This window comes from Gallibacterium salpingitidis (genome assembly GCF_001678495.1).
Taxonomy (GTDB): Bacteria; Pseudomonadota; Gammaproteobacteria; order Enterobacterales; family Pasteurellaceae; genus Gallibacterium; species Gallibacterium salpingitidis.
Window position 1 is genome coordinate 15,252 of the sequence record NZ_JTJL01000009.1, and the last position, 19,556, is coordinate 34,807.

Sequence of the window (19,556 nt, forward strand, 5' to 3'; positions counted from 1 at the left end):
TGTAAATGATTTGTTAAGAGCATAAGATAGGGATATCCCTATCTTCATTTGTATAAAATCAATGATTACGCTTCGTTCCAGAGAGTTTTATTTAGCGAGTTTTGCGTTAGCATTCTCTTCATTTCTCGTCTTCTGTAACCTCTATTCAGCTCAGCCAATCTTGGCGGATTTTGCTAAACAATATCAAGTTTCTATTACTATCGCGAACTGGATTTTTGCGGGGGCGTCGCTTGGACTTAGTTTGAGTTTAATTCCTTGGGCATTATTTGCGGATCGTTTTGGGCGACGCTTAATGATGCAAATTAGCCTTGGTATAACGGCCATTATCGGTATTATTTTATATTTTGTTGATTCAGTCGGCGCATGGATTTTCTTTAGAGTTGCGCAAGGTGTGGCTTTAGGTGGCTTACCCGCAGTGGCGATTGCTTATATTAGTGAAGAGTTTGAACCGAGATCGATTGCTTCAGTCGTAGGCTCCTATATTGCCGCTAATTCATTAGGCGGTATTTCAGGGCGGTTATTAGGTGGATTCTTAGCCGATCACTTTGGTTTAAATATGCCGATGTTGTTTTGCGGTTTCTTGGCGATAATTGGCGTATTTCTGATTATTTATTGCTTACCAAAAGAGCAGCATTTCCAATTGCAAACATTACAATTCAATAATTTGCGCAAAAATTTGTGTGGTCATATTCGTAATCCGAAATTGTGGCGTACCTATTTTATTGGCGGATTAGGTTTTGGGGTTTTTATTAATCTCTATTCGGTGGTGAGCTTACGGCTAATTAATGAACCTTACTATTTTTCAACAACACAAGTTTCGTTACTTTTTTTGTGTTACCTTAGCGGTACATTCGCAGCAAGTCTAACAGGAAAATTAACTCAACGTTATTCAGCGTTACGCGGTATGTTTCTTGGCTGGTGTGTATTGTTAATTGGGGTATTGGCTTTGATGGCTTCATCATTACCGCTAATTATTATGGCGTTGTTGATTTGTAGTATTGGTTTTTTTACCACACACGCGTTGGCAAGTGGTTGGGTAGGTAAACAAGCACAACAAGCTAGAGCATTGGCGTCGGCATTATACCTATCATTTTACTATTTTGGTTCTAGTATGGTGGGGTTCTATCTTATCTTCTTATGGCGCCATTTTTCGTGGGGCAGCGTTATTATCGGTTCAATTTTCTTATTAAGTTTTATTCCAATATGTATTTGGGGAATGAGAAAGCGGTAATACTAGCAACTTACAAAGAGTAGTTAGGGTTATTACAGAGTAATGTATAATATCAAGTTTAATTGTTTGAATAAGAGCAATTGTAATCGTTAAAATTTTACCTATTATGTTGGGTATTAAAGTATTGTGATTAAGATAAAAAAGTGGTTTTGCTGGAAATGCTAAACCACTTTAATTTTATTTATAGGTTCATTTTGTAATGCTGTCTATCCATTGAAACAACTCATCTAAATCATAATCACCTGAATGTGGAATTCCCCAGGGGGTTTCATAATTTACCTGTTTCCCAGACATACTTAATTTTATAGCCAGGATAGCGCCAATTGCATGAGAAGTATCACGATCAGCTGTTCCGACACGAATACGCCAATAATGTGCAGATTTTGGATTATTAATATAATTCATTACATTCATTAATTTGATTATCTGAGGATCAGCCATTTCACTAGGCTGTGTTGAGTGCTGTAGTGAATAGGTAGTGAAATGTCTATTATCTATATTGTTAGTACCAAATAAATTGTTTTCACCAGAACTAAGGTCAAAGGCATCAAAAGCAGGTGGAGATTTCATGCGTTTTTCTGAATGGATGTAACCATTCCAATCAATATCGATCACTTGATGATTTTGCATTTTTATCCAGCTGATATTGGAAAGATCTGCACCATTAGATATAGCTTTATTAGCAGCACGAACAATAACAGATTTTATATACTCTTTAAATGAGCCATTACCGTTAGAATCTAATGTTAATGTATTACCTTTTTGATCTTTTAATTGAAGTTGATTTATATAAGCAGGAAACTGCTGTTTTAATTCATTTGATGTTTTAATTTGCTCAGCATTAAGTGTGCCTTCTAATTTAGGCAATGGTTGAGAGCGATCATTAAATGAAGTAGCATTTAATTTACTCATGTCGAGATGACTATATTGATTTAAACCATTAAATTCCCATTCGTAAGCGCTATCTGCATGTTCTAGATTGGTGATGGGGCAATAAGCTGATACAGCAAAAATAGCGTCACTGGCATTGGCAGCACCAAGCTGATTTAGATAAGCAGAGTAGTCCGTATTATCTCCGCTTGCTCCCAATAAAGCAGATAAAGCTCCACCAGCGCTAGTACCATTAGAAATGATTTTATTTGCATCGCCGGGCATTCTTGCATCATTGAAATGGAGATAACGGACAGCGGCTTTTAGATCTACAATGGCGGCAGGCGCTTTACCTGTGTAAGTTTTATTTTGTTGTAAAGTTCGTCCACGTGCACCAACAGTAGCTACAACATAACCTTTGGATAGGGCTGTAACAATTGCATTCGGCTGTTTTTTTTGCTGAGAAAAGCCTTTAGTATCATAAGTAGCTGCTTTGGCAGGTAGATAACCGCCGACACTATTTGGTAAGAAAATAGGTGCTGTTTGAGATGTAAAACCCTGTATAGCCTTATTATGAAAATAGTCTTCTGGAACATAAAAGTTAATGGTTTGATATTCTGGCTCTATAGGATGTTGTACATAAACAATTTTTTCAAATGCTCTAAATTTGATTTTTTTACCATTAACGTCAGTTTCGATTGTACGATAATGGTTGCCTTCAAATGTCAATTGATAACCTGATGATGTTTTATTGAAATAAGGAAGGTGTGCTAAGGGATCAGAATTATCAGCAAAGACATAGTTTGCTGTAAGATTGGATGCGGCAATAATGAGGCCGGTTAATAGATTGAATTTCATTTTGGCTCCTACCTAAATAAAGAAATATAAAGATTTATTGTATAAAGATAGGTGAAAAAGACGAATTGTATTTAATGATAGATATTATCAGAAAAAAAGATAATTTATTCTTATGTACCTAAAGAAATACGTCCGGCTATGCTGCGGTAAGTGATGTTGTTTTGGAACTAAAATTATTTAGCACTGCGCAAACTATCTATGTGACGGTAAACCAGTGAAATCACAAAAGAGGTAATCTTTGATTTTTCTAAGCCATCTATGCGACGGTAAACAATTCTCAATTTAAGTGAGAAACAAGCAAAATTTTCTAAGCCATCTATGCGACGGTAAACTTTTGCTTTATCAACCGCTTGCTTGAGTTTTTTTTCTAAGCCATCTATGCGACGGTAAACAATCAGCCCTCATTGCAAAGTATTAATTAAAGTTTCTAAGCCATCTATGCGACGGTAAACGTTAGCCCATTCATGCAGTATTTCAGCACGGCTTTCTAAGCCATCTATGCGACGGTAAACTCCCTGCAATCGGCGCCTCTCTAATAATAAGCTTTCTAAGCCATCTATGCGACGGTAAACGTATAAAACTGACCAGCTAAAACATCTTTATTTTTCTAAGCCATCTATGCGACGGTAAACATTCGCCAGCTGGCACCTGTCAGACGGCACGTTTTCTAAGCCATCTATGCGACGGTAAACTTCAGAATTGTTCTATTGAATTCTTTGAAATATTTCTAAGCCATCTATGCGACGGTAAACAAGTTAATATTGAACAAGGATTTGGTGTTCCATTTCTAAGCCATCTATGCGACGGTAAACAAAAACCGAAACCTGGCGACAGTAAAGATACATTTCTAAGCCATCTATGCGACGGTAAACAAGCCGTAAATAAAGCGATTGCACAAGCTCAATTTCTAAGCCATCTATGCGACGGTAAACTTCATTAAAATATATCGTCATTCCTGAAATAGCAAGCTATGACATAAAAATTTAGCCATTTACCCTATTTTTTCTAAGATAATAAAAACATTGTTAAATCAATAAGTTATTTTCTTGGACTAAAAAAGGGTAAAATAAAATCATTTGTATAAATAAGATAGCACTCTATTCGTTATCACTTTTCGTGAAAAAGGATGAAATGGCAATTGGCTTAATTTATAATGTCACATAATTATAACTATTTTAATAACTTAAAGAACTAAGCGAAGAGGAGGTTAATATGTTGCAAAAAAAACATGTCTTAACCACAATTTTATGTTCTGCAATTATGATGGAATCAAGTTTTGCAGAAGAATCCGTAAATGTATCACAAAATCAAACCACTGATCAGGTTGCCGCTGTACAGGTTCAGCAACCAGCAAATTTAGAAAAATTACAACAAGTTACCCAAGGAATAAAGTTAGTTTTCCCGGAAAAACTCGCAGAAATTTATACTGCACGTGATTTCGCACCAATTTGGCAAAATGCAGAAGCAAAACAATTGTTTTTGCGTGATTATGCTTTATTAGGTTTAACTGATATTTCTAAGGATGTAAAAGAGCAATTAGCACAATTAAGCCAATTGGATGCAAATAGCTTGGCGGCAGATATCTTGATTACAGATAGTTGGTTGAATTACTTAAATTATGTCACTAATGTGGCGAATAATGCGCAAAATTGGTTATATGATAGCTATCGATATAGCGCAAAATTACCACAAGATGAGGTGATTTCGGCATGGTTATCGGCTGTTGATCAACAACAATTATTAGCATTTGTACAAAAATATAATCAACCAAATCAACGTTATACGCATACATTGCAAGCGATTTTAACTGGATTACAACAACAAACATTAGATAATGCGACTTTGGCAAAATTAGCAATAAACTTGCAACGTTTACGTTTTATTCCTGATTTCCATACTGGAATTTTCGTCAATATACCAACGTATCATCTACATTATTATCGTAATGGCGAAGAGGTGCTAGATTCAAAAGTGATTGTGGGTAAACAAGCACGAAAAACACCAGTAATGAGTAGTAAATTAAGCAATATTGTGGTGAATCCACCATGGAATACGCCTGTTCGTTTAATTAATGAAGATCTCATTCCAAAAGTACGTAAAGATCCAAGTTATATCTATCGTAATGGTTATACGATTATTGATAGTAAAGGGAATACTATCGATCCTTATACTATTGACTGGGATAATATGACAGCGAAGCGTTTCCCATACCGTTTGCGTCAAGCGCCAGGTGGCGATAGTGCATTAGGTAACTTTAAATTTAATATGCCAAGTTCTGATGCAATTTATCTGCATGACACGCCAAATCACCGTTTATTTAATAATAAAAATCGAGCAATTAGCTCAGGTTGTGTGCGAGTGAATAAATCGGATGAATTGGCGACATTGTTATTGACAGAGTCAGGTTGGACATTAGATAAAAAAGCACAAGTGTTGAAAAGTCGTAAAACAACATCGGTGCCAATTCAATCTAGTAATCCAGTCTATCTCTACTATGTAACAGCGTGGGCGGATGCGCAAGGTCATCTACATACAGTTTCAGATATTTATGGCTATGATAAGAAATTAACATTAGAAGAAACTAACAAAACGCTTTTACAACAATATTTACTTTAATCTGAGAAAAAAATCGGTATAATCCTGGAGGCTATTGTTTATGCAATAGCCTTTCTGTTGACCTCTCTGATAAATCACTTACCAATAGGAAACAAGGAAATGGGCAATATTGATCAATCTCGCCGTAGATGGCTATCGTTGGGCGGTATTATGTTAGGTAGTTCATTGGTGGCAAATTCTGCATTTGCAGTGTTATCTACTGCAGCACCAAAGATCCTACATTTTAAGAATATCAATACTGGTGAAAAATTAAGTTCTCCATTTGCTCCTGGTAAGGGATTAGCTAAATCAGATCTACAAAAACTCAATTATTTAATGCGTGATCGACGCAGTAATTTGGTCCATAACATGGATCCTCGTTTATTTACTAAACTCTATCAAATTCAATCACGTCTAGGTTTGCGTTCATGTGAAATTTCTGTAATTTGTGGTTATCGTTCACCGGCAACGAATGCGGCAATGCATCGTCGTAGTAAAGGCGTGGCCAGCAATAGTTACCATATGAGAGGCCAAGCAATAGATTTCCGTATTACGAATGTTTCATTAGATAATGTGCGCAAAGTAGCGCAATCTTTGAATAATGGTGGGGTTGGCTATTATCCGCGCAGTAATTTTGTGCACGTAGATACAGGCCCTAATCGTACTTGGCGTGGAAGCTGATTAAACACAATACAATAATGATGAACGTACAAATAATTCCAGTTACCCCATTTCAACAAAATTGTTCTGTGATTTGGGACGATGAAAAAAATGCTGCCATTATTGATCCCGGCGGTGATGCAGAGAGAATCATTAATTTTATTAATGAAAATGAACTGAAACCTAAAATGATCTTATTGACTCATGGTCATCTTGATCATGTGGGTGGGGCAGCGAAACTGAAAAGAGAATTTAATCTTGAGATTATTGGCCCGCATAAAGCTGATCACTATTGGCTACAAGGGTTGCCACAACAAGCTGAACAATTTGGCTTACCCTATTGTGCCCCTTTAACACCAGATCGTTGGTTAGAGGAATGTGAAACAGTACAGTTTGGTGCTCTCTCTTTTTCAGTATTACACTTGCCGGGCCATACTCCAGGCCATATCGGTTTTATTAATCAAGAAGAGAATATTGCTTTTACGGGGGATGTATTATTCCGTCGTAGTATTGGGCGTACCGATTTTCCTGGCGGTGATTTTTCACAATTAATTAATAGCATTAAGACAAAACTATGGCCATTAGCCGATGATATGCAAATTGTGCCTGGTCATGGTTTATTGACAACGATAGCAGATGAAAAAAGACAAAATCCTTTTTTAAATGCACAAAATATCGACTAAATAAATGAACTCTTTATATTGATAAACCTCTAATAGCTGCTCCAGTTATCGGAGGTTTCTTTTTTAATAGATATCAGGAAGATGAGTATTTGAGGTTATTATGTTCCGGGTTTTCTCCCTTTATCCAGTCTTTTATTTTTTTATATTAAACTTAATTATCCTATCTGGAAGTCGTATTGGTTTAGCTCTCTGGCAAAAAGAACGTGTTGATGCGGTAGATGGATGGTTTCCGTTATTAGTACAAGGTATCCGCATGGATATCGTATCGCTTTGTTGGTTATTTGGTTTATTTGCCCTCTTATCAGCACTTTTTTTAGATAAAAGTCAATTTGGTTCTGTGTTTAGAATTATTCTGCGCGTAGCTTTAACTGCGGGTTCAGTTTTTATCTTGTTTATGGAATTGGCAACACCAGAATTCATCAGCACATATGATTTCCGACCAAATCGCTTGTTTGTAGAATATTTGGTTAATCCTAAAGAAGTCTTTACGATGCTGGCCAAAGGGCATCTGTTCGCTATGATTGCTTCAGTGTTAATTACTGGATTTGCTATTTGGGGTTACTGGAAATTATCAGGTTATGTGGTACGTGATGCCAATGCTGGAAGTTGGTTGTATCGACCAGTAGTGGCAGTTTTAGTGGCAGCATTAGTGTTTATTGGTGCAAGATCAACCTTTGCTCATCGTGGGATTAATCCAGCAATGGTGGCATTCTCTTCTGATCCATTAATTAATTCATTGGTATTGAATTCCGGCTATTCAGTGATGTTTGCGATGCGTCAGATGCGACATGAAGAAGATTCATCAGAAATTTATGGACGCTTAGAACCGGAACAAATGTTAGCGACCTTAAAACAATTACATCCACGTCCAGAAACGGATTATGTGAAAGGTGATATTCCATTATTAAGTAATAATCCAGCAACCTATCGAGGCAAACCAAAAAATTTAGTGATTATTCTGGAAGAGAGTTTAGGTGCGCAATTTATCGGAGCATTAGGAGGATTACCTTTATCACCTAATTTAGATCAATTGAGTAAAGAAGGTTGGTGGTTTGAAAATCTTTATGCAACGGGTACACGCTCAGTACGAGGTATCGAAGCGGTGGTTACCGGTTTTACGCCAACGCCGGCGCGTGCTGTGGTGAAATTAACTAACAGCCAAAATAATTTCTTTACTATAGCAGATTTATTAGCACGCAGAGGTTATCACACATCATTTATCTATGGTGGCGAAAAACACTTTGATAATATGGCGAACTTCTTCTACGGTAATGGTTTTAAATATATTATTGATGAAAAAGATTATCCAAATCCAAGTTTCAAAGGAACTTGGGGTGTTTCTGATGAAGATCTCTTTATTCGTGCTGATCAAGAATTTCGTCAGTTGCATCAACAAGGAACACCATTCTTTAGTTTAGTCTTTAGTTCAAGTAATCACGATCCGTTTGAATTTCCAGACAATAAAATCGAATTGTATGAGCAACCAAAAGCAACACGCAATAATGCCGCGAAATATGCTGATTTTGCGATTGGGGAATTTTTTAAACGTGCAAAACAATCAGATTATTGGAAAGATACAATTTTCTTGGTGATTGCAGATCACGATTCTCGTGTAGCAGGCGCTTCTTTGGTGCCAATTACGCATTTCCATATTCCAGCATTAATCATTGGTGATGGTATTGCACCAAAAACTGATGATCGTTTGGTGAGCCAAATTGATATGCCGCCAACCTTGTTATCATTGATGGGAATTGATGCTGAATACCCAATGTTAGGTTTTGATTTAACCAAATATAGTCCGAATCGTGCATTAATGCAGTTTGATAAATCAATGGCATTGATGAATGAGAAAAATCAAGTGGTAATTTTACAACCAGATACACAACCACAAGGTTTTACTTATGATAGTGTGAAGAAAAACTTACAACCTGCATCAGTGCCAGAGGAGATGAAACAACAAGCACTAACCTATGCATTGTGGGGCAGTTATTTATATAAAAATCGTTTGTATCGTTTACCGGAAAAATAAACAATAAAATTAAATAATTGACCTCGCCATCTAGTATGGCGAGGTCTTTTTGTAGCTAAACTATGGCAAATGATATTTATAGATTTTTTACATCAATAATGGCGCCTGTATCTGCCGAACTTACCATACTGGCATATTTTGCTAATGCTGGTTTACGTTCTTTATATAAAGGCTGCCAACCAATTTTTCTAGCGGCCATTTCTTCATCACTAACAGCAATACTAAGTTTACGTTGATTGATGTCTATTTCAATTTCATCACCATCTTGTACAAAAGCTATTGGTCCTCCGGCTGCTGCTTCTGGTGAAATATGTCCAATACATGGACCATGAGTTGCGCCAGAAAAACGGCCATCAGTAATAATGGCACAATCATCATCCATACCACGACCCATAATAAGGGCAGTAGTAGAAAGCATTTCACGCATACCAGGCCCACCTTTAGGCCCTTCATAACGGATAACTATTACAGTACCTTTTTCGATACTATCACTACTAATTGCTGCATCAGCTTCTTCCATAGAATTAAAAACGCGAGCTTTACCTTTAAAATAATACATGGATGGTTTTACACCTGATTTTTTAACTACTGCGCCACGAGGGGCCAAATTACCATATAAAATTCCAATACCGCCATCCTCTTTTTGAGGATTATCCATAGTACGTAAAACATCATCTGCAACTGCTTTAACGGAAGCTAAATTTTCTTTTACTGTTTTGCCGGTAACAGTTAGGCTATTTGTGTGGAGTTTAGTTTCAATCATTTTGAGTACAGCGGGGATACCACCACTAGCATCTAGTGAAACGATAGGATATTTTCCAGAAGGTTGTAGATTACAGATAAATGGAATTTCACGACTAATACGATCAAAATCTTGTAAAGAAAGAGATACTTCTGCTTCGTGTGCAATTGCCATTAAATGAAGAACTAAATTAGTAGAAGAACCTGTAGCCATAGCGCCAGCAATACCATTTAAAAGTGTTTCTCGCGTTAAAATATCGCGAGGTTTAATGTTTTGTCGTAATAATTCCATTACTTGGCGTCCTGAGGCTTTTGCTAGTCTTTTCCGTTTATTTGATACAGCTGGAGCAGTACCTGCGCCTTCTAATGCCATTCCTAAAACTTCTGTAAGCATACACATAGAATTGGCAGTACCTAAATGTGCACAACTACCTACTGTTGGTAATGCAGATTTTTCAGCTTCTTTCATTTCATCTACTGTCATAATACCAGCCTCAACGCGACCAGGATACTCACGTAATTCACTGGAACAGAAGAGAGGATTGCCTCCTACATTACCTGGCAGCATTGGGCCGCCTGGTACAATAATTGTTGGAATATTTAAGCGGGCTGCTGCCATTAACATACCTGGTATAATTTTGTCGCAACCAGGCAATAACACCATAGCATCAAAATGATGAGCTTCAACAACCATTTCAATTGAATCAGTAATAAGATCCCGACTTGCTAATGGATAACACATACCTTTATGCCCTTGACATAAACCATCACAAATTGCGATCGTTTCGGAATGGCGTGGTACACCACCAGCTTCTGCAATACCTTGTTTCACATACTCAGCTAATTCTCTTAGATGAACATGCCCAGGTACCATTTCACTAAAAGATCCAATTACTGCGACGAATGGTTTTTTTAGATCTTCTTCATCCATACCGGTAGCATATAATAAAGCGCGTTGCCCTGATTTGCCTAAACCATTAGTTAAAGTGCTGCTACGATAGCTTTCATCTTTAATTTGAAATGCTTTTTCATATTCTTTCATTGATAATCCTCCAGGTGTCCGTCATAAGGTGTGTGAGCTAACAAGTTAAAATTTTGCTTGTTTGTACTATACGGCAGCTTATATACTTAAGTAAATTTAGTCTTTTTAAGAGTTCATTTAGTTTTTCTACATAAATGTATAAATTAAATACAACTTAATGAAGTGTTATGAAGATAATTACTGTTTAAGAGGGAGTGAGACAAGAATATGAATATAAAAGAGATCGAATATATTCTCAAAATTGCTGAAGAAGGAAATTTAACGAGAGCTGCAGAAAAAATTTATCTCACACCCTCTGCGTTAAATCAGCAAATTTTGAATTTGGAACGAAATTTGGGTCAGCCACTTTTTTTACGTGATAGAAATGGTTGGATACCGACAGAAGCAGGAATAGTTTATTTAGAAGGAGCTCGTCAAATTTTGCAAATCAAACAGAATACTTATCGTCGTTTACAAGATTTGCGCGATGCTGAAACAGGCAGCTTAGCCATTGGTTTTCCACCAGAACGTGGTGGAGCAGTGTTTAATCATATTTATACAATTTTTCATCAGCAGTATCCAAGGTTGACGATCAAACTTATTGAAACTTCAGTGAAAGAACAACATCGTTTATTGGAACAAGGACAATTAGATATTGGTTTTGTGACGTTGTTGCCATCACAACAGGAAAATTTTATGTATCAATATATTTGTGATGAAGAATTTGTATTGGTTTTACCAAAAATTTATGCTTCTCGTTATAAATTGAAATTTATAGATTGGGTAACATTACGTAGTTTAAGTAAAGAATTGCCACTAGCGATGATCTCTAAAGATTCAACACTTTATCGATGCTTAACGGATCTATTTCAGAAAAATGAATTTGTTCCATATATTTTGTTAGAATCTGCCCGTATTCATACATTATTAGAGGCTGTGGGAGCAGGTTTTTGTTTTAGCATTGTGCCTAAAAGTAATGTCATTACACCACAAGCTAATATTGAGTTATTTCCTTTACAAGGACGTCCAAGTTGGCAGATTATGTCTGTATATAAGAAAAATGCTTATTTAACCGAAGCTGCTAAAACTTTTATCGCTTTAAGTAGTCGCTATTGGCAAACTTTATTAGGTAAGAGAGATATTATTTAATGGTATTCAATAGAAGGATTGCAACAGAGTAAATAAAGATAGTAAGCTTATATATAACTTGGATAAGTTAGTAATATTTATTTAATTTTCTATTACAGCCATTTGTTCTAAGCTGCCTATGCGGCAGGAATCGTGCAATTATCTGATACATTCCCAGCGGTGGTTTTCTAAGCTGCCTATGCGGCAGGAATCGGCTGTAGATGCAAGAGTAAACAATCCCCCTTTTTCTAAGCTGTCTATGCGGCAGGAATCTTGTATATTCATTACATACGGCTGTGTTTTCATTTCTAAGCTGCCTATGCGGCAGGAATCTTCCCTCATCTTTTGGTTGAGGTTTTTCTTCTTTTCTAAGCTGCCTATGCGGCAGGAATCAATATTCAGAGTGCTTTTCATTCCCGATTGGTTTTCTAAGCTGCCTATGCGGCAGGAATCATATTGATTATGGCGACAGCTTTGCTGTTGTTTTTCTAAGCTGCCTATGCGGCAGGAATCATCTTTATATTCGCCCAAAAGCGGTACAAGTATTTCTAAGCTGCCTATGCGGCAGGAATCTTCGACCAAATGGAAGCGAAAGATCAGTTTACATTTCTAAGCTGCCTATGCGGCAGGAATCACCCGTGAAGCAAGTAAAGAAATTGCGACAACTTTCTAAGCTGCCTATGCGGCAGGAATCAAGAAATTACAGAAATTGTAATTAATCGAGTATTTCTAAGCTGCCTATGCGGCAGGAATCTTAGGTTTAGACTTTAGTAAAGACTGATTTAATTTCTAAGCTGCCTATGCGGCAGGAATCAGTAGATTCACAAGCATTTGTTGAAACAGTTTTTTCTAAGCTGCCTATGCGGCAGGAATCTACCAGACTCATAAACAAAAACGTACGCATCATTTCTAAGCTGCCTATGCGGCAGGAATCTTACAGTTATTCTCTTTCTTACAACATTTTTATTTCTAAGCTGCCTATGCGGCAGGAATCGTTTTAATAACGCCCACAATTGCAAACCGTAATTTCTAAGCTGCCTATGCGGCAGGAATCACTGCCATTTGGACGTGGCTAACAGTAAATGTTTTCTAAGCTGCCTATGCGGCAGGAATCAATTGGTGAGATTGATTTAGGTGATATAGATTTTTCTAAGCTGCCTATGCGGCAGGAATCAGATTCCGTAAGCGTTGCTGTTTACGTTCATATTTCTAAGCTGCCTATGCGGCAGGAATCTAGAACATAATATGGTATAAATATAAGTGTGACAAGGATTAAGCTTAATAAAGGTTATAAAACCCTTTTTTTGTAAGGTCTTAAAAATCTTTTAATATCAATAAGTTATTTTTATTAGAAATAAAAGGGTAGTTAAATAGGGATATTGTGCTGATAATTATCAGATAAATATCAACTTTAAACAAGTTTGTGGGATTGGAGAATAGTTTTTAAAAATTGAACATTTTTGTATAATACTCACCTTTTTTTCAATTCAACACAAATAATCATGGCCAAAGATATGATTTTCTCAGCACCCATTGAGAAATTGGGTGACTTTACCTTTGATGAACGAGTAGCCGAAGTTTTTCCTGATATGATTCAACGTTCTATTCCAGGCTATTCCAATATTATTACTGCAATCGGTATGTTGGCGGAACGTTTTGTACAACCGCAAACAAATGTCTATGACTTAGGTTGTTCTCGTGGTGCAGCAACCTTATCAATTCGCCGTAATCTACATTGTGACGGGGTTAAAATTTATGGAATTGATAACTCCGAACCTATGGTTCAACGCTGCCGACAACATTTGGCTGCATATCATAGTGACATTCCTGTTGAAATTTTATGTGCTGATATTCGTGATATTGCTATCGAAAATGCGTCAATGGTAGTGCTAAATTTCACCTTACAATTTATTCCACCAGCGGATAGACGAGCTTTACTAACAAAAATTTATCAAGGGCTAAATGCTGGTGGTATTTTGGTGTTATCGGAAAAATATCGCTTTGAAGATAGTGTGATCAATGAATTACAAATTGATTTACACCATACCTTTAAGCGCGCTAATGGTTACAGTGAATTAGAAGTTAGCCAAAAACGTACCGCGTTGGAAAATGTCATGAAAACGGACAGCATTGCCAGCCAAAAAACATTGTTAGCTGAAATTGGTTTTCAGCATATTGAGATGTGGTTCCAATGCTTCAATTTTGGCTCAATGTTAGCGATTAAATAAGTGAACTTCCTCTTTTAACATAGATAAGTAACTTTTTTCGTGCTTTTCTAGGTTAAATGTATTAATCCAATTCAAACCGCGCTTGATTTTCGCTATAATCGCCGAGTTAATTTTTAGCTTAATTTAAAAACAAGGATTTATTATTATGATGCGTTCACATTATTGCGGTGCATTAAACCGCAGTCATATTGGTCAAGAAGTTACTCTTAGTGGTTGGGTTCACCGCCGTCGTGATTTAGGCGGTTTAATTTTTATCGATATGCGTGATCGTGAAGGAATTGTTCAAGTATTTATTGATCCACAAAATAAACAAGCATTTGAAAAAGCAGCAAATTTACGTAGTGAATATTGTATTCAAATTAAAGGAAAAGTGATTGCTCGCCCAGAGAACCAAATCAATAAAAATATGGCGACAGGGGAAGTTGAAGTTTCAGCAACAGATGTTTTAATTTATAACGCTGCCGATGTCTTACCACTTGATTTCAACCAAAATAATACTGAAGAACAACGTTTAAAATACCGCTATTTAGATTTACGTCGTCCAGAAATGGCGCAACGTTTAAAAACAAGAGCTAAAATTACTAGCTATGTGCGTCGTTATATGGATAGCCATGGTTTCCTTGATATTGAAACCCCAATGCTAACTAAAGCAACACCAGAAGGTGCACGCGATTATTTAGTACCGAGTCGTGTGCATAAAGGTAAATTCTACGCTTTGCCACAATCACCACAACTTTTCAAACAATTGCTGATGATGTCAGGTTTTGATCGCTATTATCAAATCGTTAAATGTTTCCGCGATGAAGATTTACGTGCCGATCGTCAACCAGAATTTACCCAAATCGATGTGGAAACTTCATTCCTCACAGCGCCAGAAGTACGTGCGATTATGGAAGAGATGATCCATGGGTTATGGTTAGAAATTTTAGGTGTGGATCTTGGTAAATTCCCAGTAATGACCTATGCAGAAGCAATGCGTCGTTTTGGTTCAGATAAACCGGATTTACGTAACCCATTAGAAATGGTGGATGTGGCTGACTTATTAAAAGAAATTGATTTTAAAGTGTTTAGCGGCCCAGCGAATGATCCGAAAGGTCGTATTGCTGCGATTCGTGTACCAAACGGTTCTCATATTACTCGTAAACAAATTGATGAATATACTCAATTTGTTGGTATTTATGGTGCGAAAGGTTTAGCGTGGATGAAGATTAATGACATCAACGCGGGTATGGAAGGCGTACAAAGTCCAATTGCGAAATTCTTCTCAGAAGCGACTTTAAAAGCAGTGTTAGAGCGTGTTCAAGCACAAACTGGAGATATTATCTTCTTTGGTGCAGATAGTTACAAAGTGGTGACTGATGCAATGGGTGCATTACGTTTGAAACTAGGTCGTGATTGCGGTTTAACCCAATTAGATCAATGGGCGCCATTATGGGTGATTGATTTCCCAATGTTTGAAGAAGATGGCGAAGGCGGTTTAGCAGCAATGCACCATCCATTTACTTCACCAGCACACGTTTCACCAGAAGAGCTAGAACAATCACCAGCGAATGCAGTAGCGAATGCATATGATATGGTGATCAATGGTTATGAAGTAGGTGGTGGTTCTGTACGTATTTTTGATCCAAAAATGCAACAAACTGTTTTCCGTATTCTAGGTATCAATGAACAAGAACAATATGAAAAATTTGGTTTCTTACTTGACGCATTGAAGTTTGGTACACCACCGCACGCAGGTTTGGCATTTGGTTTGGATCGTCTAACAATGCTATTAACTGGTACAGACAACATTCGTGATGTAATCGCATTCCCGAAAACAACAGCTGCGGCATGTTTAATGACAGAAGCACCAAATTTTGCCAATGCACAAGCATTACAAGAATTAGCTATTCAAGTCACTAAAACAAAAGAGTAGTTAAAGAGGAAGAAATGAAAGTATATAAATGGGGCGCACTCTGCTTAAGTGGTTTAGCCCTATTTGCTTGTAAAGAAGAAAAGGTAGCTAAGCCTGCGGCTGTAGCTCAACAACAAAAAGTGGAAGCACCAGCGCCGTTACCTTTAGTTAGCAGTAAACCAGTTACTTTTTTACAAGAAGAAAAATGTTTTGCCAATGATCGTTGTTATCAACTCGATGTACAAAGCTTAGAAACTAATGTTGATTGGATTAATCAATATTTTCAAAATGAAGCGCGCAAGCTGTTAACAGTAAATAATTTCGAACTTTCAAAAGAAGAAACGGCAAAGATCCAAGCTGAATGGGATAAATTGCCACTAGCGGAATTGAAAAAGACCTATGTTGCAGATGTTGCAGCGCTATTTAAAGATGCTGAATATGCACCTTATGGTTTTTCATTAGAGTATAAACCGCGCTTTATCGCACAAAACCAACAGGTAGCAATGTTTACTGATTATTTCTACCATTATGCTGGCGGAGCGCATGGGGTTTATGCAACACACTTTACTAATTTTGATTTAAAAACAAAAAAAGTATTGCATATTGATGATGTGCTGCAACCAAACCAAAGACGTGAGTTTAAAAATCTATTGCGGGAAGCGTATCTTGAGTATTTGGCATCAATGGAAAATGAGCAAGATCAAGACAAAGCAGAGCAATTGTTGCAAGAGCGTTTAGATATGGGCTGGGAAGCTGAACCAACAGATAATTTTACTTTCACTTATAGTGGAATTTTATCGAGTTATCCGCCTTATATGTTAGGTTCTTATGCAGAAGGTGAAATTCAACTATTAATTCCTTATGAACGATTAATAGATATTGTAAAACCTGAATTTTTATTTAATACAACAAAAACGATTATTTCTGAGTAAATGATGAAATATAAACACCCTGAATCAGTTTTGGTTGTAGTTTATTGTACTGATACTAAACGAGTATTAATGCTGCAACGTAAAGATGATCAGGATTTTTGGCAATCTGTTTCAGGTAGTTTAGAAATGGGCGAAACGCCGGCACAGGCGGCAAAACGAGAAGTATTTGAGGAACTCCAACTAGATATTTCTGCTTTGCCAACGATGCTTCAAGATTGCCACTATGAAGTTGATTTTGAAATCTTTGCACAATTTCGTGAGCGTTATGCCCCGAATGTAACGCATTGTCACGAATATTGGTTTACTTTACCGCTAGCGGAAGAGTGTTCTGTCGTTTTAACTGAACATTCCGCTTATCGTTGGGTAGAAGCAGAAACAGCAGTAAAGATGACAAAATCGTGGAATAACGCGCAAGCGATAGAAAAATTTGTAATACATCAACCTATTGAAAATTAAAGAGGATTTTTCATGGCTGGTCACAGTAAATGGGCTAATATTAAACACCGTAAGGCGGCACAAGACGCACAACGTGGGAAAATTTTTACTAAATTAATTCGTGAGTTAGTAACAGCAGCGAAAATGGGTGGAGCGGACGTTGGTTCAAACCCTCGTTTGCGTGCTGCAGTTGATAAAGCGCTTTCAAACAATATGACTCGCGACACTATTAACCGCGCTATTCAACGTGGTGCTGGCGGCGGTGATGATACCAATATGGAATCTATCGTTTACGAAGGTTATGGCCCAGGTGGTACAGCAGTGATTGTTGAATGCTTGACAGATAACCGTAAACGTACTGTATCTGAAGTGCGTCATGCTTTCACCAAATGTGGTGGTAACTTAGGAACAGACGGTTCTGTGGCATATTTATTTACTCGTAAAGGCTTAATTTTAGTGAATGAAGCTGATGAAGATGCATTAATGGAAGCAGCAATCGAAGCGGGTGCAGATGATGTTCAACCGCAAGATGACGGTAGCTTTGAAGTTTATACTGCATGGGAAGAGTTAAGTGCAGTGCGTGAAGCGATCGAAGCAGCTGGTTTCAAAATTAATGAAGCAGAAGTTACGATGATTCCATCTACTTCAGCACAATTAGATGCAGATACTGCACCAAAATTGATGCGTTTAGTTGATATGCTAGAAGATTGTGATGATGTGCAAAACGTATATCACAATGGTGATATCAGCGACGAAGTTGCAGCATTACTATAATTGAATTTTTGTAGATAGAAAGGCGTCTTTAAGACGCCTTTACTATAACTAAAAAAGAGTTCTTGAATAGAAAAATGCCTTTTTAATGCAATAAAGAGGGGATTGGGGGATTTAAACCATCTATCTCACTGAACTTTCTAAGTGAAAAGAAGCGGTAAAAGGGGATAAATAATCAAATCTCCCTAACCCTCTTCAATCTTGAAGAGGGGATCTGCTTTGTGAAGTATTAATGTCAGTGCATTTAAATAAATTGGACAAATAGTATGAGTATCATTCTTGGCATTGACCCCGGTTCACGCTTAACTGGATATGGCGTGATTAAACAACAAGGTAAACAACTGTTTTATCTTGGCAGTGGCGTCATTCGTACTGAAGTTGATGATTTACCGACGCGCTTACAGCGTATTTATGCTGGAGTGACAGAAATAGTTACTCAATTTCAGCCCGATATGTTTGCCATTGAACAAGTCTTTATGGCGAAAAATGCTGATTCAGCGCTTAAATTAGGACAAGCACGCGGTGTAGCGATTGTTGCTGCAACCAATCAACAATTACCTGTTTTTGAATACGCAGCGAGATTAGTAAAACAAACAGTGGTAGGTATAGGATCTGCCGACAAAAAACAAGTGCAGCATATGGTAACTAAAATTCTCAACCTATCTGCAACACCACAAGCCGATGCGGCGGATGCGTTAGCGATTGCGATTACTCATGCTCATACGATGCAACACGCTTTGCAAGTCGCGCAAACTAGCCAATCAAAATTAACTGGAAATGCTGCTTTATTAAGGACACGATATAGTCGAGGGCGTTTTCGTCTAAAAGCGGAAAAATAAGAGCAGACAAATTTGCCTGCTCTGATAGAGATTAAAACATTGTGGTATCTTGGAATAAACCTACTTTTAAATCAGTGGCGGTATAAATAATACGACCATCAACTTCTACTTCACCGTCGGCTAATCCCATAATCAATTTACGATTAATCACACGTTTTAAATGAATACGATAAATGACTTTTTTTGAAGTTGGTAAGATTTGTCCGGTAAATTTCACTTCACCAACACCTAAAGCACGACCTTTACCTTCGCCACCGATCCAGCCTAAGAAAAAGCCAACTAATTGCCACATTGCGTCTAATCCTAAGCAACCCGGCATCACCGGATCGCCGATAAAATGGCAACCAAAGAAAGGTAAGTCAGGACGAATATCTAATTCAGCTTCGATATAACCCTTGCCATAACGCCCTTTAGTTTCATCCATTTCAACAATACGATCCATCATTAACATTGAGGGTGCAGGTAGTTGAGGGCCTTTTTCACCAAATAACTCACCGCGTCCTGATGCTAATAAATCTTCATAGCTAAAAGATTTTTGCGCGGTGAATGTTCTTTTTTGTGAACTACTGTTCGGCATACTGTTCTCCTCCAAGCGAGCGTTAAAAATTATTCTATTAAAAATACGAAACAGATGTTCGCTA

General features: G+C 37.3%; 15 protein-coding genes and 2 CRISPR repeat arrays. Of the genes, 12 read left to right on the forward strand and 3 right to left on the reverse strand.

Features of this window, described 5'->3' with window-relative positions; all coding sequences use genetic code 11:
- The first annotated feature begins 61 nt into the window (after nucleotides 1–61).
- A complete protein-coding gene (locus QS62_RS02675) occupies nucleotides 62–1,231 on the forward strand; it encodes an MFS transporter (protein ID WP_066105533.1) in 1,170 nt (389 codons plus the stop codon).
- 189 nt (nucleotides 1,232–1,420) lie between these two features.
- Here the strand turns inward: QS62_RS02675 and QS62_RS02680 are convergent, their stop codons facing one another.
- The gene (locus QS62_RS02680; RefSeq protein WP_066105535.1) at nucleotides 1,421–2,959 is read right to left on the reverse strand and encodes a subtype B tannase; all 1,539 of its coding nucleotides are present in this window, start codon (nucleotides 2,957–2,959) and stop codon (nucleotides 1,421–1,423) included.
- A gap of 244 nt (nucleotides 2,960–3,203) precedes the next feature.
- A CRISPR array of direct repeats spans nucleotides 3,204–3,891; the repeat unit is 28 nt; unit sequence TTTCTAAGCCATCTATGCGACGGTAAAC.
- A 280-nt stretch (nucleotides 3,892–4,171) separates the two neighbouring features.
- On the opposite strand from QS62_RS02680, the gene QS62_RS02685 reads away from it, so the two are divergent.
- The 4 genes from QS62_RS02685 to QS62_RS02700 all read left to right on the forward strand — a co-directional run bounded on the left by QS62_RS02685 (nucleotide 4,172) and on the right by QS62_RS02700 (nucleotide 8,926).
- Nucleotides 4,172–5,575, forward strand: coding sequence for a L,D-transpeptidase family protein (locus tag QS62_RS02685; protein WP_066105538.1), 1,404 nt, complete (start codon nucleotides 4,172–4,174; stop codon nucleotides 5,573–5,575).
- A 99-nt stretch (nucleotides 5,576–5,674) separates the two neighbouring features.
- Nucleotides 5,675–6,235: a YcbK family protein gene (locus QS62_RS02690; protein ID WP_066105541.1), complete on the forward strand. Its 561-nt coding sequence runs from the start codon at nucleotides 5,675–5,677 to the stop codon at nucleotides 6,233–6,235.
- Between the two features lie 20 nt (nucleotides 6,236–6,255).
- Nucleotides 6,256–6,897, forward strand: coding sequence for an MBL fold metallo-hydrolase (locus QS62_RS02695; RefSeq protein WP_066105582.1), 642 nt, complete (start codon nucleotides 6,256–6,258; stop codon nucleotides 6,895–6,897).
- Nucleotides 6,898–6,997: 100 nt separating this feature from the next.
- Nucleotides 6,998–8,926: an LTA synthase family protein gene (locus QS62_RS02700; RefSeq protein WP_066105544.1), complete on the forward strand. Its 1,929-nt coding sequence runs from the start codon at nucleotides 6,998–7,000 to the stop codon at nucleotides 8,924–8,926.
- 76 nt (nucleotides 8,927–9,002) lie between these two features.
- On the opposite strand, the gene ilvD is transcribed toward QS62_RS02700, so the two are convergent.
- Nucleotides 9,003–10,709 (reverse strand): dihydroxy-acid dehydratase, encoded by a 1,707-nt coding sequence (gene ilvD / locus QS62_RS02705; RefSeq protein ID WP_066105547.1) that lies wholly within the window; start codon nucleotides 10,707–10,709, stop codon nucleotides 9,003–9,005.
- Nucleotides 10,710–10,916: 207 nt separating this feature from the next.
- Here ilvD and QS62_RS02710 point away from each other — a divergent pair, with 207 nt between their 5' ends.
- The 7 genes from QS62_RS02710 (at nucleotide 10,917) to ruvC (ending at nucleotide 18,915) form a co-directional block, all read left to right on the forward strand.
- Nucleotides 10,917–11,837: a LysR family transcriptional regulator gene (locus QS62_RS02710; RefSeq protein ID WP_066105550.1), complete on the forward strand. Its 921-nt coding sequence runs from the start codon at nucleotides 10,917–10,919 to the stop codon at nucleotides 11,835–11,837.
- A 104-nt stretch (nucleotides 11,838–11,941) separates the two neighbouring features.
- Nucleotides 11,942–13,050: direct repeats of the CRISPR family, unit length 28 nt; unit sequence TTTCTAAGCTGCCTATGCGGCAGGAATC.
- 268 nt (nucleotides 13,051–13,318) lie between these two features.
- Nucleotides 13,319–14,044: a carboxy-S-adenosyl-L-methionine synthase CmoA gene (gene cmoA, locus QS62_RS02715; RefSeq protein WP_066105553.1), complete on the forward strand. Its 726-nt coding sequence runs from the start codon at nucleotides 13,319–13,321 to the stop codon at nucleotides 14,042–14,044.
- A 145-nt stretch (nucleotides 14,045–14,189) separates the two neighbouring features.
- Nucleotides 14,190–15,959, forward strand: coding sequence for an aspartate--tRNA ligase (gene aspS, locus QS62_RS02720; RefSeq protein WP_066105554.1), 1,770 nt, complete (start codon nucleotides 14,190–14,192; stop codon nucleotides 15,957–15,959).
- Nucleotides 15,960–15,973: 14 nt separating this feature from the next.
- Complete coding sequence (locus QS62_RS02725) at nucleotides 15,974–16,870, forward strand: RsiV family protein (protein WP_066105556.1); 897 nt, start codon at nucleotides 15,974–15,976, stop codon at nucleotides 16,868–16,870.
- 3 nt (nucleotides 16,871–16,873) lie between these two features.
- A complete protein-coding gene (nudB, locus tag QS62_RS02730) occupies nucleotides 16,874–17,326 on the forward strand; it encodes a dihydroneopterin triphosphate diphosphatase (protein ID WP_066105585.1) in 453 nt (150 codons plus the stop codon).
- Nucleotides 17,327–17,338: 12 nt separating this feature from the next.
- Nucleotides 17,339–18,079: a YebC/PmpR family DNA-binding transcriptional regulator gene (locus tag QS62_RS02735; protein ID WP_066105559.1), complete on the forward strand. Its 741-nt coding sequence runs from the start codon at nucleotides 17,339–17,341 to the stop codon at nucleotides 18,077–18,079.
- 263 nt (nucleotides 18,080–18,342) lie between these two features.
- The gene (ruvC, locus tag QS62_RS02740; RefSeq protein ID WP_066105562.1) at nucleotides 18,343–18,915 is read left to right on the forward strand and encodes a crossover junction endodeoxyribonuclease RuvC; all 573 of its coding nucleotides are present in this window, start codon (nucleotides 18,343–18,345) and stop codon (nucleotides 18,913–18,915) included.
- Nucleotides 18,916–18,946: 31 nt separating this feature from the next.
- Here the strand turns inward: ruvC and fabA are convergent, their stop codons facing one another.
- Nucleotides 18,947–19,492, reverse strand: a complete 546-nt coding sequence (gene fabA / locus QS62_RS02745; protein WP_065234534.1) for a 3-hydroxyacyl-[acyl-carrier-protein] dehydratase FabA — start codon at nucleotides 19,490–19,492, stop codon at nucleotides 18,947–18,949.
- Nucleotides 19,493–19,556: the final 64 nt, after the last annotated feature.

Bases quoted from the DNA above. Each gene is read 5' to 3' on its own strand.
- QS62_RS02700 (WP_066105544.1), top strand. From the start codon at position 6,998: ATGTTCCGGGTTTTCTCCCTTTATCCAGTCTTTTATTTTTTTATATTA.
- ruvC (WP_066105562.1), top strand. From the start codon at position 18,343: ATGAGTATCATTCTTGGCATTGACCCCGGTTCACGCTTAACTGGATAT.
- QS62_RS02695 (WP_066105582.1), top strand. From the start codon at position 6,256: ATGAACGTACAAATAATTCCAGTTACCCCATTTCAACAAAATTGTTCT.
- QS62_RS02735 (WP_066105559.1), top strand. From the start codon at position 17,339: ATGGCTGGTCACAGTAAATGGGCTAATATTAAACACCGTAAGGCGGCA.
- QS62_RS02675 (WP_066105533.1), top strand. From the start codon at position 62: ATGATTACGCTTCGTTCCAGAGAGTTTTATTTAGCGAGTTTTGCGTTA.
- QS62_RS02710 (WP_066105550.1), top strand. From the start codon at position 10,917: ATGAATATAAAAGAGATCGAATATATTCTCAAAATTGCTGAAGAAGGA.
- cmoA (WP_066105553.1), top strand. From the start codon at position 13,319: ATGGCCAAAGATATGATTTTCTCAGCACCCATTGAGAAATTGGGTGAC.
- ilvD (WP_066105547.1), bottom strand. From the start codon at position 10,709: ATGAAAGAATATGAAAAAGCATTTCAAATTAAAGATGAAAGCTATCGT.
- nudB (WP_066105585.1), top strand. From the start codon at position 16,874: ATGAAATATAAACACCCTGAATCAGTTTTGGTTGTAGTTTATTGTACT.
- QS62_RS02690 (WP_066105541.1), top strand. From the start codon at position 5,675: ATGGGCAATATTGATCAATCTCGCCGTAGATGGCTATCGTTGGGCGGT.
- QS62_RS02680 (WP_066105535.1), bottom strand. From the start codon at position 2,959: ATGAAATTCAATCTATTAACCGGCCTCATTATTGCCGCATCCAATCTT.
- aspS (WP_066105554.1), top strand. From the start codon at position 14,190: ATGATGCGTTCACATTATTGCGGTGCATTAAACCGCAGTCATATTGGT.
- fabA (WP_065234534.1), bottom strand. From the start codon at position 19,492: ATGCCGAACAGTAGTTCACAAAAAAGAACATTCACCGCGCAAAAATCT.
- QS62_RS02725 (WP_066105556.1), top strand. From the start codon at position 15,974: ATGAAAGTATATAAATGGGGCGCACTCTGCTTAAGTGGTTTAGCCCTA.
- QS62_RS02685 (WP_066105538.1), top strand. From the start codon at position 4,172: ATGTTGCAAAAAAAACATGTCTTAACCACAATTTTATGTTCTGCAATT.